Genomic DNA, 15,371 nt, shown 5'->3' with positions numbered 1-15,371 from the left:
TAGTTTCCGAAAGGACAGCAGTGCCATGGTCACGACCAACACCGATGTCGGACAGCATGACGACCCATCATCCGCAACGGGCTCCGGCTACAAGCAGGAGATGCGCCGGGAGCTGAGCCGGTACGCCTCCTTCGCCATGGCCTTCGGCTTCGTCTCGATCGCCACGGGCATCTTCACCACCTACGGCTCCGTGCTGAACAGTTCGGGCCCGCGCGGAATCTTCGCCTGGCCGATCAGCGTCATCGGCCAGTTGTCGGTCGCGCTCGTCTTCGGCGCTCTCGCCGCCCGTATCCCCATCAACGGATACGCCTACCAGTGGGTGTCCCGGCTGGTGAACCCGGTCTGGGGCTGGGTCATGGGCTGGATCTCGTTCTCCTTCCTCGGAGTCGTAGTGGTCGCGGTGGACTACACCGTCGCCGCGACCATCCTGCCGGAACTTCTCCAGTACCAGGGGACGACCCAGAACGCCTGGGCGATCACCGCCGTGGTCATCCTGTTCCAGGCGATTCTCGTGGCCGCCTCGACGCAACTGACGCACAAGGTCAACAAGGTCGCCGTGACCGTGCAGCTCATCGGCATGATCTCGCTGACCGTGCTGCTCTTCGTCGTCGGAGCGTTCACGGGCAAGCTCGACTTCTCCACGCTGTTCAGCGCCGCACCGGCCACGACCGACGGCTACTACGCCCTGGGCACCGCCACCGAGGCGGGGCCGTTCGCCCTCGCGTTCCTCCTGGGCGCCTTCACCATCGTCGGATTCGAGTCCGCGGCCAACCTCGCCGAGGAGACCAAGGACCCGGCCCGGGTGATCCCCAAGGCCATGGCCCAGGCCGTGCTCTCCCTCGGCGTCCTCGGATTCCTGTTCCTCGTGGCGATCACCGCGCTCATCGACGACCCCGTGAAGCTCGCCCAGTCCGCCACCCCCGTGGCCACCGTGATCACCGCCGTACTCGGATCGACGGTCGGCAAGGCGCTCCTGGTCCTCGTCGTGGTCTCGATCTTCTCCTGTGGTCTGGTCATCACCATGAGCGGCACCCGGCTGGTGTGGGCGATGTCCCGCGACGAGCGCTTCCCCGGCTGGCAGGCGCTGCGCAAGGTCAACCCCTCCCGTGGCACCCCGCTCAATGCCACGCTGTTCATCTTCGTCGTCGCGGAGCTGATCCTCGCCTGCTTCTCCGTCTCGACCGACGCCCTGTTCTCGCTCTTCTCCGCCGCCACGCTGCTGCCCGCCATCATCTACGCCGGCACGGTGCTCATGTACATCGTCAAGCGGAAGTCGCTGCCGCCCACGCAGGGGTTCTCCCTCGGGCGCTGGGAGATACCGGTCATCGTGGTCGCCTCCGTGTGGCTGGGATACGAACTCCTCATCTTCCGTGACCAGTCGTTCCGCGACCCCTGGCTCTACGTCCTCGTCCTCTTCGCCCTCGGGGCCGCCTACCTCGTCTACCTCCTGGTCCGGCGCGGCGTGTCCGGCATGTCGATGCCGGACATGATCAACATCGACGAGACCCTCGACGTCACCGCGGCCCCCGCCACACCGGGCACGGCGAACACGACCGCCAAGGAAAGCAAGCGATGAGCACCATTCTGGCCATCGACCAGGGCACCTCCGGCACGAAGGCGATCGTGGTGGACGAGCGGGGCAAGACCATCGCCATCGCCGAGGAGGAGTTGCGGCCGGCCTACCTCAGCGGCGGCGGCGTCGAGCAGGACCCGCAAGAACTGCTCGACTCGGTCCTCAACGCCGGACGGCGCGCCGTCGCCGCCGCGGGCCGGCCCGTGGACGCGGTCGCCCTGGCCAACCAGGGCGAGACCGTACTGGCCTGGGACCCGCGCACCGGCACCCCGCTGTCCCGGGCGATCGTCTGGCAGGACCGCAGGGCGGAGTCGATCTGTACCGCTCTGGCCGAGCACGCCCCGTGGGTGGCCCGGCGCAGTGGGCTCGTACTCGACTCGTACTTCTCAGCGCCGAAGATGGCCTGGCTGCGACGAAACGTCACCACCGAAGGGGTGGTGACGACCACTGACACCTGGCTGGTGTACCAGCTGACCGGCGAGTTCGTCACCGATGCCTCGACCGCGAGCCGGTCGCTGCTGATGGGCCTCGACGAGGTCTCCTGGGACCAGGAACTGGTGGATCTGTTCGGTCTCGGCTCCGAGAAGCTGCCGCGGATCGTGGGCTGCGACGAGGTCGTCGGCACGACCAGTGCCTTCGGACGCGAGGTGCCGGTCGCCGGCCTGGTCGTCGACCAGCAGGCGGCTCTGCTCGCCGAGGGCTGCCTGGAGCGGGGAACCGCGAAGTGCACCTACGGCACGGGAGCGTTCCTGCTGGCCAACACCGGTGAAACCGCCCTGCGTTCACAGGCCGGGCTCACCTCCTCGGTGGCCTGGCGGACCGCGGAGCAGACGGCGTACTGCGTGGACGGCCAGGTGTACACCGCGGCGTCGGCCGTCCGCTGGATCCGGAACCTGGGATTCATCGGGTCCGCGAGCGAACTGGACGCCGTAGCGGCGAAGGAGTCCGACGGCACTCTGTGCGTACCGGCCCTGGCGGGCCTCGCGGCACCGTGGTGGCGTCCCGACGCAACAGCCACGTTCACCGGAATGACCCTGTCCACCGGCAAGGAGCACCTGGTCCTCGCCGTGCTGCAGGGCATCGCCGCCCAGGTCGCCGCCCTGTGCGGCCTGGTCGAGACCGACCTCGGTGCGCCGCTGAGCCGACTGCGCGCGGACGGCGGGCTGACCCGCAGCCGCACCCTGATGCAGGCCCAGGCCGATCTGGCTCAGGTACCGCTCGACATCTACGCGTCCTCGCACGCCACCCCGCTCGGCGCGGCCGCGCTGGCCAGGCTGGCCCTCACCCCGGGCCTGAGCCTCAAGGAAGCCGTCGGTGACTGGAACCCGGTCACCGTCTACGAACCGATCTGGTCGGCCGACCGGGCCGCGCACTACCGCAGTACATGGGCGGCGGCCGCCGAGGCCACCGCCCGCAAGGGAGAACTCGGATGACCGACACCACACCGCACGAGCCGGACCATGTCTACGACGTCGTCGTCATCGGCGCGGGCATCGTCGGCTCGGCGATCGCCCGCGACCTGTCCGGCCACCAGCTTTCGGTCGCGCTCGTCGAGGCACGCGACGACGTCGGCGACGGAACCAGCAAGGCGAACACCGCGATCCTGCACACCGGATTCGACGCCAAGCCGGGCACGCTGGAGTCCAGGCTCGTCAAGCGCGGATATCACCTGCTGTCGGAGTACGCCCGCTCGACCGGAATCCCGGTCGAGCACACGGGCGCGATCCTCGTCGCGTGGAACGCCGAGGAGCTGGCCGCCCTGCCCGGCCTCAAGGAGAAGGCCGAACAGAACGGTTACGACCGGTGCCAAATCGTCGGCGCGGACGAGGTCTACGAGCTGATCCCGGCCCTCGGCGACGGCGCGCTCGGCGGGCTCACGGTCCCCGACGAGTCGATCATCTGCACCTGGACCACGAACCTGGCTCTGGCCACCGACGCGAGGCAGCGCGGCACCGAGGTGCTGCTCAACCATGCCGTCACCGCAGTCTCGGTGAACACCCACTCCACCACGCTGACCACCACGGGCGGCTCCGTAGAGGCCCGTTGGGTGGTCAACGCGGCGGGCCTCGGCGCCGACCGCATCGACCGGCTCTTCGGCCATGAGCGGTTCACCGTCACCCCGCGCCGCGGTGAGCTGTTCGTCTTCGACAAGCTCGCCCGCCCGCTGGTCGACAAGATCGTCCTGCCGGTGCCCACGTCCCGTGGCAAGGGGGTGCTCATCTCTCCCACCATCTACGGCAACGTCATGCTGGGGCCCACCTCGGAGGACCTCACCGACCGCACCGCGACCGGAACGTCCGAGGACGGTTTCGCCTTCCTGCTGGACAAGGGCGAGCGACTCATGCCCCGGCTGCTCACCGAGGAGGTGACCGCTTCGTACGCGGGGCTGCGGGCCGCCATCGACCACGGGGACTATCTCATCGAGCCCACCCCCTCACAGCGGTACCTCCTCGTCGGCGGAATCCGCTCGACCGGGCTGACCTCCGGCATGGCCATCGCCGAGCACGTCCACGAGGTGCTCGAAGAGGCCGGACTCGTACTCACCGCACGCACCGAACTGCCCGGCCCTCCGCGGATGGCCAACATCGGCGAGGCGACCGTGCGTCCCTACCAGGACGCCGATCGCATCGCCGCCGATCCCGAGTACGGCAAGGTCGTCTGCTTCTGCGAGCGCGTCACCGCCGGAGAGATCCGCGACGCCTTCCAATCTCCCCTGCCTGCGCGCAACCTGGAGGGACTGCGTCGCCGTACCCGGGCCATGAACGGCCGCTGCCAGGGCTTCTTCTGCGGTGCGGCCGTCAACCGACTCCTGAACGAAGACGGCTGCGGCGGCGCGGCCGTCGCGCCGGCACGGCCCGAGGTGAACTCCTGATGACCAGCACCACACTCACTCCGGACGTACTGATCATCGGGGGCGGCCCGGCCGGTCTCACGGCTGCCGCCGCCCTCGCGCCCCGCGTACGCGGCGAGGTCCTGGTACTCGACCGGGAGAAGGACGCCGGAGGCATCCCCCGCCACAGCGACCACACCGGATACGGCATGCGCGACCTGCGCCGGGTCATGACCGGCCCGAAGTACGCACGCCACCTCGTCAAGCAGGCCATTTCGGCCGGGGCCACCATCCGCACCGAGACCATGGTCACCCACTGGGCGGGCGACCGGGCCGTGGAGGTCACCGGTCCGCAGGGGCGGCTGCGCGTGGAGGCCAAGGCCATCGTGCTCGCCACCGGCGCGCGCGAACGGCCCCGCGCGGCCCGGCGCATCCCCGGTGACCGGCCGCAGGGCGTCTACACCACCGGGCAGCTGCAGAACGTCGTCCACCTCCACCACGGCACGGTCGGCAGCCGGGCCGTCATCGTCGGAGGGGAACTGGTCAGCTGGTCCGCTGCCGTCACCCTCCGTGAAGCCGGCTGCGCAACCGAGCTGATGGTCAGCCAATACCCCCGGACGGAGTCGTACGCCGCGTTCAACGTCGCCGGCCGCGCCCTGCTGCGCGTACCCGTCGCCAACCGCAGCCGGGTCACCCGCATCGTCGGCAAGGGCCGGGTAGAGGCCGTCGAGATCGAGGATCTCGACACCCGTGCACGGCGCACCGTCGCCTGCGACACCGTGGTCTTCACCGGGGACTGGATCCCCGACAACGAGCTCGTCCGCAGCGGCGGACTCGACCTGGACCCGGGAACCCTCGGCCCGCTGACCGACACCGCTCTGCGAACCAGCCGCCCCGGCGTCTTCGCCGCGGGCAACCTCCTGCACCCGGTCGACACCGCCGACATCGCAGCCCTCGACGGTCTGCACGTCGCCGACCAGGTCGAGGCATGGCTGACCGGGACCGGCGAGCCTGCCCCGGGCCTGCGCATCCTCGCCGATGCGCCGCTGCGCTGGGTGGCACCGGGGCTGCTGCGCCCGGGTGACCCGGCTCCCCCGCGTGGGCGCCTGCTGCTGTGGACGGACCGGTCCATCCGGTTCCCGCACGTCGTCGTCCGTCAGAACGGGCGGGTCGTCTCGGAACGGACCCTGCCGTGGCCCGCCGCACCCGGCCGTGTCTTCCGCGTGCCGTGGTCCGTGATGAAGGGCCTCAGCCCCCAGGGCGGCCCGGTCACCATCGGCCTGCGCTGACGAGCGGCCCGCACCCGGAGTACGAACGTGTCCCGGGTGCGGGCCGGTCGCAGTGCCGCCCCGGCATCAGCTGGTGATCGGCGGCCAGGTCCGCGTACGTCCTTCACGCGCCCGGGACGGCGACCCTCGCAGTCTCCGGTGCGTGCGCCATGCCTCGGTCGACGGCGGGGAATCCCGCCGGGCCGAGGCACGGCCATGCCCGGGATACGGCGCCAGGGGCGCCCGCTCTCCGCGCGGTCACATCGCCGGCGCCTGCCAGGCGACGGCGCCGAGCCGGGTGAAGCGCCACGTCCCGGACCCAGCAGGGGCCAAAAGCACATCCGGACCGCGCCCCGGGCCGGTCGGGCCGCTGTCGCCCCCCGTCCGGTGCGTTCGGCCTCGGCGCTCGCCCGATCACCGCGAGGGCGGTGCACAACGGCTGGGACAGCCGCTCAGCCCGCGCGGTGCACCACCGCGTCGCACAGCTCCTCCAGCGCGGACTTCGCGTAGCCCTCGGGCAGCGGCGCCAGCGTCGTGCGCGCCTCCTGCGCGTACCGGATGGTGTCCCGTCGGGCGTGCTCCAGCGCCGGGTGGGCGCGCAGCCTGCGCAGCGCCTCGGCGTGCCGGGCGTCGTCGCTCAGGTCGCCGTCGAGCAGTTCGACGAGCTCCAGGTCGTCCGGCTTTCCGTCGGCCGCCGCCCGGGCCCGCAGGTGGAGCACGGGGAGCGTCGGGATGCCTTCGCGCAGGTCGGTACCGGGGGTCTTGCCGGACTCGTGGGAGTCGGAGGCGATGTCGAGTACGTCGTCGGCGAGCTGGAAGGCGACGCCGAGCCGCTCCCCGTACTGGGTGAGGATGTCGACCGCCGACTCGTCCGCACCGGCCATCATCGCGCCGAACCGGCAGGCCACGGCGATCAGCGAGCCGGTCTTGCCGCGCATCACGTCGAGGTAGTGCTCGACCGGGTCGCGCCCGTCGACCGGGCCGGCGGTCTCCAGGATCTGGCCGGTGACCAGCCGCTCGAACGCCTCCGCCTGGATGCGTACGGCCTCCGGACCGAGGTCGGCCAGTATGTGCGAGGCACGGGCGAACAGGAAGTCGCCGGTCAGGACGGCCACCGAGTTGCCCCAGCGGGTGTTGGCGCTGTCGACGCCGCGGCGTACGTCCGCCTCGTCCATCACGTCGTCGTGGTAGAGCGTCGCGAGATGCGTCAGCTCGACGACGACGGCCGCGGGCACGACACCCGGTGCGTCGGGGTCACCGAACTGGGCGGCCAGCATGGCCAGCAGCGGCCTGAACCGTTTGCCCCCGGCGCGCACGAGATGCTGCGCGGCCTCTGTGATGAAGGGCACGCCGCTCTTGGTGGCTTCGAGCAGACCCGACTCGACAGCAGCCAAACCGGCCTGGACATCGGCCTCAAGAGCGTGGTCCCGCACGCTCAGTCCGAACGGCCCGACGACGGTCACGAGGGGATCTCCTGTCTGCTGACGATCACACGGGATGTCGATGTGTCGCTGTCATCACTCAAGTCAGCGTATCCGGTCCTCTTTGGATCAACGTGGGCGCCTTCCCGCCACCGCCGGTATGTTCGGGATCAGCTCATACGATCAGGAGTACTCCCTTTGTTCCACACGGCTACCGACACCGACCCGACCCAGCCGCCGCCCGGCGACGACCATGCCTTTTTCGGCCAGCCACGGGGCCTGATGACCCTCTCCGGCCTGGAGGTCTGGGAACGGTTCTCGTTCCTCGGCATGCAGGCGATCCTGGTCCTCTACTTCGCCGACACCGTCGCCCGTGGCGGCATGGGCATGGAGGCGGGCACCGCGGCGTCCGTCTCCGCCGCCTACGGCACCCTCGTCTACCTGGTCTCCGTGGCCGGCGGCTGGCTGGCCGACCGGATCCTCGGCTCGTACCGCGCCGTCCTGTACGGCGGCATCCTCATCGCCTGCGGGCATTACGCCATGGCGGTGCCCACCGACGCCATGACATGGACCGGCCTCGGTCTGATCAGCGCCGGAACCGGTCTGCTCAAGCCCAATGTGGCGACCATGGTCGGCAAGCTGTACCGCACCGAGGACCAGCGCCGCGACGCCGGCTTCGCGCTGTATTACATGGGCATCAACATCGGAGCGTTCCTCGGCCCGCTGGTCACCGGCTGGCTCGGGGACCACGCGAGCTGGCACTGGGGATTCTCGGCCGCCGCCTTCGGCATGACGATCGGTCTGATCCAGTACGTACTGGGCCGGCGTCACCTGGCCGGCCGAAAGCACAGCGCCGAATTCGCGCTGGAACCGGCACCGATGCGGCGTGCCGTACGGCTGATCGTGATCGGCGCCGTCGTGGTCGCCGCCGTCGCCACCGCGCTGGCCCTGGCGGGCTGGCTCACCATGGGCCGGTTCGTCGACGTGCTCACCCTCGTCTCGGTGATCGCACCGGTCGTCTACTTCGCGGTGATGTTCCGCAGCCCGCGGGTCACCAGCGAGGAGCGGGGCAGGCTGCGCCCGTACGTGGTGCTGTTCCTGGCCTCCGTCGTCTTCAACTTCATCCTCTTCCAGGCGTACTCGACGATGATCCTGCTCGCGTCGACCAACGCCCGTACCGAGATCTTCGGCTTCCACTTCCCGGCGAGCTGGTACGCCTCGGCGCTCGGCGCCTTCGAGGTCGCGCTCGCCCCGGTGGTCGCCGCGGTCTGGGCCCGGATGGGCCCGCGTCAGCCGCACGCCTCCAACAAGATCGCGATCGGGGTGATCCTCGGTGGACTGTCCTTCCTGCTGATGGTGCTGCCCACCTCCGGGCACACCGGCGACACCTTCAAGATGGCCGCCTGGTGGATCGTCGGCTCGTACCTGCTGCTCGGTCTCGGCGACATCCTGCTGGAGACCTCCGGCATGTCCGCGACCACCAAGCTCGCGCCCAAGGCGTTCGCCAGCCAGACGATGGCGCTCTGGTTCCTCTCGCTGGCCCTCGCCAACGGCATCCAGGCCCAAGTCGTGAAGCTGTACGGCGAGGTCTCCAACCCCGCCTACTTCGGTGTCAATGGCGCGATCGCGGTGGTGGCCGGTGTGGCCGTCATCGCCGCCGCACCCTGGCTCAAGCGCACCATGCACCCCGTCCACTGAGGTACCGCCATGCACATACGCAGCACGTTTCCGTACGAGACCACCCATGAGGACGTCCGCATCCCGCTGCCGGACGGCACCCGGCTGTACGCCCGGATCTGGCGTCCCGTCACCGACGAACCCGTACCCGCGCTCCTGGAATACCTGCCCTACCGGCTGAGCGACTGGACGGCGCCGCGCGACTGGCAGCGCCACCCCTGGTACGCGGGCCACGGCTACGCGTCCGTCCGGGTGGACGTACGCGGGCACGGCAACAGCGAGGGCCTGCCGGGCGACGAGTACGACGCGACCGAACTGGCCGACGGGGTCGCGGTCATCCACTGGCTGGCCCAGCAGGAGTGGTGCTCCGGCCGCGTCGGCATGTTCGGCATCTCCTGGGGCGGCTTCAATTCGCTCCAGATCGCGGCGCTGGCCCCCGAGCCGCTGAAGGCGATCGTCACCGTCTGCTCGACGGACGACCGTTACGACAACGACGTCCACTACATGGGCGGCTCGGTCCTCGCCGTCGACATGCACGCCTGGGCGGCCACCATGCTGGCCTTCGTCTGCCGCCCGCCGGACCCGGCGCAGGTCGGCGAGGGCTGGAAGGACATGTGGCTGAAGCGGCTGGAGGCCGTGGACCCGTATCTCCACACCTGGCTGGCGCACCAGACCCGCGACGACTACTGGAAGCACGGCAGCGTCTGCGAGGACTACTCCGCGATCCGCGCGAAGGTCCTCGCGGTGGGCGGCTGGCACGACCCGTACCGCGACACCGTCCTGCGGCTCGTCGAGCACCTCGATCCGGACAGGGTGCGCGGACTGATCGGGCCCTGGTCGCACCAGTACCCCGACCGCGGTCTGCCGCCGGGCCCGGCGATCGGCTTCCTCCAGGAGACGCTGCGCTGGTGGGACCAGCATCTGAAGGACAAGGACACCGGCATCATGGCCGAGCCGCTGCTGCGGTCCTGGATCAGCGAGTCGCACCGGCCCGCCACGGTGTACGAAAGGATGCCCGGCCGCTGGGTCGGGGACACCAGCTGGCCGTCGGAGAACATCGCGCCGGTCGCCTACGCCCTCCGGGGCGGTCCGCAGATCGTCGACTCGCCGCAGCAGACGGGGCTGGACGCCGGGCGTTTCTTCCCGTTCGGCAACGCCGCCGACCTGCCGCCCGACCAGCGCGACGAGGACGCCAAATCGGTCTCCTTCGAGTTCCCGGTCGAGGACGCCCCGATCGAGATCCTGGGCCGCCCCCGGGTGAAGCTGCGCATCCGGATGGACGCGCCCCGCGGCCAGGCGATCGCCCGGCTCTGCGACGTCGCACCGGACGGCTCCTCCACCCTGGTCACCCGCGGCGCGCTCAACCTCTCCGCCCGGCACGGCCGCGACCGCGCGGACGACTGGCCGGTGGGCCGGTACGAGGACGTGACGTTCGACCTCAACGGCATCGGGCACACCTTCCCGCCCGGCCACCGGATCAGGCTCGCGATCTCGTCCTCGTACTGGCCGTGGATCTGGCCGCAGGCCGGGTCGGTGGGCTTCACCCTGGACGCCGACGGCAGCTTCGTCGAACTGCCGGTGCGCCGGCACACCGAGGATCCCGCGATCCGGTTCGAGGAACCGGAGCAGTCGGAGCCGCTCGGCGTCGTCCACCCCGTGACGCTCGACGAACAGCGCCCCGAGCGGCTGGTGGTCCGCGACGTCGCCAAGGGCGAATGGCGGCTGGAGGTCGACCCGCGCTACGGCGGCACCCGCATCTACCCGGACGGCCTCGAATTCACCGAGGACGCCCTGGAGACGTACACAATCCAGGAGGACGACCCGCTCTCCGCCCGTACCCGCTCCGACTGGGCGATCCGGCTGCACCGGCCGGAGATGGCATGGGACGTACGGATCGAGACCCGCTCCGAAATCAGTGCGGACGACACCGACTTCATCACGTCCAACGAGGTGGTCTGCAAGGACGGCGGCGAGGTCGTCTTCCACCGCACCTGGGAGAAGCGGATCCCGCGCACGGCGGGCTGAGGGCGCCCGGCAGCAGGCAGCCCCGCGACGTTGCGAAGCCTGCTGCCGGGTCCGCCGAATCACCGCCGTGCCCCCGCAACCCTGGGGGCACGGTGGAACTTTCCGGGCATCAGGAGCAGTTGGGACACTCCCGCGGGGTAGCAACACCGACGTAACGTGTCCCCCAAGCGACCTGGAAAGCGAGGCAGCAACACATGCCCGAGCAGAGCAGCCCGCTCGATCTGACCGAAGGCGACCCCTTCGGTCCGCACAACCTTCCGTACGGTGTGTTCTCCACCCCGGACCACCCCGACGACCGCCGGGTCGGCGTCCGCATCGGCAATCACGTACTGGACGCCGGAGCCGCGGCACACGCACTCGGCTCGCCCTACGCGCAGCTCCTCGCCCAGCCGGACCTGACCGCGCTGCTGTCGGCGGGCCGCACCGCCTGGCGGGACGTCCGGCGGGCCCTGACCGCCTGGGTGACGGTCCCGGCACACCGCGCGGACATCGAACCGTTGCTGCACCCGGTCGAGTCCGTGACGCTCCATCTGCCGTACAAGGTCGCGGACTACGTCGACTTCTACGCGAGCGAACACCACGCCACCAACGTCGGGAAGATCTTCCGGCCGGACGGTGACGCGCTGACCCCCAACTGGAAGCACCTGCCGATCGGCTACCACGGCAGGTCCGGCACCGTCGTCGTCTCCGGTACGGACGTGGTGCGCCCCTCCGGCCAGCGCAAGGCGCCCACCGGCCCTGCGCCCGTCTTCGGTCCGTCCGTCAAGCTCGACATCGAGGCCGAGGTCGGCTTCGTCGTCGGAGTCGGCTCCACGCAGGGCCGCCCGGTCCCGCTCGGCGACTTCCGCGACCACGTCTTCGGGCTCTGCCTGCTCAACGACTGGTCGGCGCGGGACATCCAGGCCTGGGAGTACGTCCCGCTCGGCCCGTTCCTCGGCAAGTCCTTCGCCACGTCCGTATCGGCGTGGGTGACCCCGCTGGAGGCCCTGGAGGCCGCCCGGATCGCGCCCCCGGCCCGCGACTTCCCGCTGCTCCCCTACCTGGAGGACGCGGACGAGGAGGAGGCCGGCGGGCTCGACCTGCGGATCTCCGTCGCGATCAACGGACAGCCGGTCGCCGAGCCGCCGTTCGCCACCATGTACTGGACGGCGGCCCAGATGCTGGCCCAGATGACGGTGAACGGCGCCTCGCTGCGCACCGGCGATCTGTACGGCTCCGGCACGGTCAGCGGCGCCGAACCCGGACAGCGCGGCTCGCTGCTGGAGCTGACCTGGAACGGCCGCGACCCGCTGGACCTCCCGGACGGCAAGCGGACGTTCCTGGAGGACGGCGACACCGTGACGATGACGGCCTGGGCACCGGGCCCGGACGGTACGAGGGTCGGCCTCGGCGAGGTCACGGGACGGATCGTGCCCGCGTCATGAGCCCGGTCGCCCCGGAGCTCACGCTCCCCGAAGAACTGCTGCTGCTCGCGCTGGACCCGCAGCGCGGCAAGCCGTACTGCCGCAACCGCTTCCTGGAGTACGGGGTGGCGGGCGCGGTCCTCGCGGAGCTGGAGCTCCGGGGCCGGATCAGCGGACAACTCGGCCGGATACGGGTGATCAGTCCGTCGGCTCCCGAGGTCCCGCTCCTCGCCCAGGTTCTGGGCAGCCTGCCTCCCCCGGACAAGGGCCGGCTCATGGGCGGCGTCAGCGCGAAGCGGTGGATCCGGCGGACCGGCCGGCACGTCGAGGAGCTCTGCCTGGAGCATCTGGTGGGGCGCTCGGTCCTGCGCAGGGAGACCCGCCGGTTCCTCGGCCTGCTGCCCTACCACCGCCACCCGGCGGCGGACCCGGCCCTGCCGGCCGCGGTCCGGGAACGGTTCGCGGCCACCGAGGCAGCCGGCTTCCCGGACCCGCGCGGCCGCACCCTGGCCGCGCTGGTGTCGGCGATCGGCCTGTCGGGCGCGGTGGCGCAGGGCGGCCTGAGGAGCCGTTCGACGATGCGCGGCCTGGTGCGCGACGAGTGGACCGCGTACGCGGTGCGTCAGAACGTACGCCAGGACAAAGCCAACCGGAGCGGCTCAGGCGCGGGAGGCGGCGGAGGCGGGGACGACTGACCCGGCGGGGCGAGGCGGGGCGGAGGCCGAGACGAAGACCGGGCGGTGGTCTACGTCTTCGAGCTGGAGCCGTCGACCGGTGCCTATACCTCCACCGGCATCTTCCACGACCTGATGAAGGTCTCCGTTCCCTTCCCGGCCGATCTGGATCTCACCGCCATCACACCGCGCCGCCGGGAGCGGCTCCGGAGTAGCTCCGGTGCCGCCACCGCCCGGCCCCGACACTCACTCGTACTCGGGCGGTTCCTCGTCCCAGCCCCACTCCGGGTCGGCGTCGGGGACCGCCACGGATGCGGCCGGGCGCGGGGCGGGCGCCTGCGCAGCCGGGCGCGGGACCGTGGGCGGCTCCACGACCTTGGTGGCCTCGCCGGTGGCCTCCGGCAGTTCGGCCGCCGACTCGACCCGGCCCCCCGGAGCCGCCGGGACCGGTGCGGCGGGGACCACCGCAAGACCGGGCTCCGGGCCCGCCGCGACATCCCCGAACGACGCGAGCACCTCCAGCACCCCCTCCCCGTACGTCGCCAGCTTCTTCTCGCCCAGGCCGCTGATCCCGCCCAGCGCGGACACCGAGTCCGGCCGCACCGTGGCGATCTCGCGCAGTGTCGCGTCGTGGAAGATGACGTACGCCGGGACGCCCTGCTCCTTCGCCTGGGCGCCGCGCCAGGCTCGAAGCGCTTCGAAGACCGGGACGGCCTCGGTGGCCAGTTCGGCGCCGGCCGCCTGGGACTTCGCCTTGCGTTCGCCCTTCGTGGAGCGCGACGCGGGCTTCGGTGCCTCCTTGCGCAGCAGCACCTCGCGCTCCCGGCCCAGCACCGAGCCGCTCTCCTGCGTCAGCACCAGCGTGCCGTACTCGCCCTCGACGGCGATCAGCCCCTGGGCGAGCACCTGCCGTACGACTCCGCGCCATTCGGCCTCGGCCAGCTCCTCGCCGATGCCGAAGACCGAGAGCTGGTCGTGGTCGAACTGGATGACCTTCGCGGTCTTGCGGCCCAGCAGGATGTCGATGATCTGGCCCGCACCGAACTTCTGTCCGCGCTCCCGCTTCAGCCGTACCACGGTCGACAGCAGCTTCTGCGCGACCACCGTGCCGTCCCAGGTCAGGGGCGGGGTGAGGCAGGTGTCGCAGTTGCCGCAGGCCACCGCCACGGGCTCCTGGCCGAAGTACGTCAGGAGCTGGGCGCGGCGGCACTGGACCGTCTCGCACAGGGCCAGCATCGAATCCAGGTGGGCGGCCGCGCGGCGGCGGAACGCCTCGTCGCCCTCGCCGCCCTGGATGAGCTTGCGCTGCTGGACGACGTCCTGGAGTCCGTATGCCATCCAGGCCGTGGACGGCTGCCCGTCACGTCCGGCGCGGCCGGTCTCCTGGTAGTAGCCCTCGACCGATTTCGGCAGGTCGAGGTGGGCGACGAAGCGGACGTCGGGCTTGTCGATGCCCATGCCGAAGGCGATGGTCGCGACGACGACCAGGCCCTCCTCGCGCAGGAAGCGGGACTGGTGGACGGCGCGCGTGCCCGCGTCCAGACCGGCGTGGTACGGGATGGCCTCGATACCGTTGCGGCAGAGGTACTCGGCGGTTTTCTCGGTCGAGTTGCGCGACAGGCAGTAGACGATGCCCGCGTCCCCGGCGTGCTCCTCCTTGAGGAAGGAGAGCAGCTGCTTCTTCGGGTCGGCCTTCGGGACGATCCGGTACTGGATGTTCGGCCGGTCGAAACTGGCGACGAAGTGCTTCGCGTCCGGCATGCCCAGGCGCTGGGTGATCTCCTGGTGCGTCGCGCCGGTCGCGGTCGCCGTCAGGGCGATGCGCGGTACGCCGGGCCAGCGCTCGCCGAGAACGGAGAGGGCCAGGTAGTCCGGGCGGAAGTCGTGGCCCCACTGGGCCACGCAGTGCGCCTCGTCGATCGCGAAGACGGAGATCTCGCCGCGGGAGAGCAGACCGAGCGTGGCGTCCAGGCGGAGCCGCTCCGGGGCCAGGTAGAGCAGGTCGAGCTCACCGGCGAGGAACTGGGCCTCCATCGAACGGCGCTCGTCGAAATCCTGCGTGGAGTTGATGAAGCCGGCTCTGACACCGAGCGCCCGCAACGCGTCCACCTGGTCCTGCATCAGGGCGATCAGGGGTGAGATGACGATGCCCGTACCGGTTCTGACCAGGGCCGGGATCTGGTAGCAGAGGGACTTTCCGCCACCGGTCGGCATGAGCACGACGGCGTCGCCGCCCGCCACCACATGGTCGACGACCGCTTCCTGCTCCCCGCGGAACGTCTCGTACCCGAACACCCGGTGCAGCGTCTGCCGCGCCTCGCTCTCGGTCACATCCATGGTCCCGCCCGTCACGCTCATCGTTCTGTCCCCCGAGATCCCGGGCCCGTCGCGGGACCGTCCCGTTCCGTCCTGCCGCCGTCCCCTGCCACGATAGGCGCCGCCTACGACAACGCCGGACGGGCTTGACTTCTCAAGCCCGTCCGGCGTTGTCGTGGCTGCG

General features: G+C 70.8%; 10 protein-coding genes and 1 pseudogene. 9 read left to right on the top strand and 2 right to left on the bottom strand.

Going from position 1 to position 15,371, the window contains the following annotated elements:
- Positions 1–25 precede the first annotated feature (25 nt).
- Genes OG936_RS20550 through OG936_RS20535 form a run of 4 tightly spaced genes read left to right on the top strand, consistent with a single transcriptional unit; the run spans position 26 to position 5,692 of the window.
- Positions 26–1,576, top strand: coding sequence for an APC family permease (locus tag OG936_RS20550; protein WP_406496523.1), 1,551 nt, complete (start codon positions 26–28; stop codon positions 1,574–1,576).
- Positions 1,573–3,006, top strand: coding sequence for an FGGY family carbohydrate kinase (locus OG936_RS20545; RefSeq protein WP_406496521.1), 1,434 nt, complete (start codon positions 1,573–1,575; stop codon positions 3,004–3,006). The genes OG936_RS20550 and OG936_RS20545 overlap by 4 nt, the downstream gene beginning before the upstream one ends.
- Positions 3,003–4,445, top strand: a complete 1,443-nt coding sequence (locus tag OG936_RS20540) for an NAD(P)/FAD-dependent oxidoreductase (RefSeq protein ID WP_406496520.1) — start codon at positions 3,003–3,005, stop codon at positions 4,443–4,445. The genes OG936_RS20545 and OG936_RS20540 overlap by 4 nt, the downstream gene beginning before the upstream one ends.
- Complete coding sequence (locus OG936_RS20535) at positions 4,445–5,692, top strand: NAD(P)/FAD-dependent oxidoreductase (protein ID WP_406496518.1); 1,248 nt, start codon at positions 4,445–4,447, stop codon at positions 5,690–5,692. Before OG936_RS20540 ends, OG936_RS20535 begins: the two co-directional genes overlap by 1 nt.
- Before the next feature lie 431 nt (positions 5,693–6,123).
- Here OG936_RS20535 and OG936_RS20530 read toward each other — a convergent pair whose 3' ends face one another.
- Positions 6,124–7,134 (bottom strand): polyprenyl synthetase family protein, encoded by a 1,011-nt coding sequence (locus OG936_RS20530; RefSeq protein ID WP_406496517.1) that lies wholly within the window; start codon positions 7,132–7,134, stop codon positions 6,124–6,126.
- A gap of 156 nt (positions 7,135–7,290) precedes the next feature.
- Between OG936_RS20530 and OG936_RS20525 the strand changes: the two genes are divergently transcribed.
- The 5 genes and pseudogenes from OG936_RS20525 to OG936_RS20505 form a co-directional block, all read left to right on the top strand.
- Entirely contained in the window at positions 7,291–8,790 is a 1,500-nt protein-coding gene (locus OG936_RS20525) for a peptide MFS transporter (RefSeq protein ID WP_383758752.1), read from the top strand.
- A gap of 9 nt (positions 8,791–8,799) precedes the next feature.
- Positions 8,800–10,794, top strand: a complete 1,995-nt coding sequence (locus OG936_RS20520; protein WP_406496515.1) for a CocE/NonD family hydrolase — start codon at positions 8,800–8,802, stop codon at positions 10,792–10,794.
- Between the two features lie 194 nt (positions 10,795–10,988).
- Positions 10,989–12,218 (top strand): fumarylacetoacetase, encoded by a 1,230-nt coding sequence (gene fahA, locus OG936_RS20515; RefSeq protein WP_406496513.1) that lies wholly within the window; start codon positions 10,989–10,991, stop codon positions 12,216–12,218.
- On the top strand, positions 12,215–12,892 hold the full coding sequence (locus tag OG936_RS20510; protein WP_406496511.1) for a GPP34 family phosphoprotein: 678 nt from the start codon (positions 12,215–12,217) through the stop codon (positions 12,890–12,892). The genes fahA and OG936_RS20510 overlap by 4 nt, the downstream gene beginning before the upstream one ends.
- 33 nt (positions 12,893–12,925) lie before the next feature.
- A pseudogene (locus OG936_RS20505) lies at positions 12,926–13,069 on the top strand (Uma2 family endonuclease); the annotation flags it as partial.
- Positions 13,070–13,117: 48 nt separating this feature from the next.
- Here OG936_RS20505 and recQ read toward each other — a convergent pair.
- On the bottom strand, positions 13,118–15,229 hold the full coding sequence (gene recQ, locus OG936_RS20500; protein WP_406496509.1) for a DNA helicase RecQ: 2,112 nt from the start codon (positions 15,227–15,229) through the stop codon (positions 13,118–13,120).
- Between the last annotated feature and the right edge of the window lie 142 nt (positions 15,230–15,371).

The organism is Streptomyces sp. NBC_00846 (assembly GCF_045207325.1).
GTDB lineage: Bacteria > Actinomycetota > Actinomycetes > Streptomycetales > Streptomycetaceae > Streptomyces.
Note: the sequence above shows the minus strand (reverse complement) of the source record. Positions and strands in the feature narration are given on the sequence as shown.

Excerpts from the sequence above, each read along its gene's own strand:
- OG936_RS20550 (WP_406496523.1), top strand. The coding sequence starts at position 26 with ATGGTCACGACCAACACCGATGTCGGACAGCATGACGACCCATCATCC.
- OG936_RS20545 (WP_406496521.1), top strand. The coding sequence starts at position 1,573 with ATGAGCACCATTCTGGCCATCGACCAGGGCACCTCCGGCACGAAGGCG.
- OG936_RS20540 (WP_406496520.1), top strand. The coding sequence starts at position 3,003 with ATGACCGACACCACACCGCACGAGCCGGACCATGTCTACGACGTCGTC.
- OG936_RS20535 (WP_406496518.1), top strand. The coding sequence starts at position 4,445 with ATGACCAGCACCACACTCACTCCGGACGTACTGATCATCGGGGGCGGC.
- OG936_RS20520 (WP_406496515.1), top strand. The coding sequence starts at position 8,800 with ATGCACATACGCAGCACGTTTCCGTACGAGACCACCCATGAGGACGTC.
- fahA (WP_406496513.1), top strand. The coding sequence starts at position 10,989 with ATGCCCGAGCAGAGCAGCCCGCTCGATCTGACCGAAGGCGACCCCTTC.
- OG936_RS20510 (WP_406496511.1), top strand. The coding sequence starts at position 12,215 with ATGAGCCCGGTCGCCCCGGAGCTCACGCTCCCCGAAGAACTGCTGCTG.
- recQ (WP_406496509.1), bottom strand. The coding sequence starts at position 15,229 with ATGAGCGTGACGGGCGGGACCATGGATGTGACCGAGAGCGAGGCGCGG.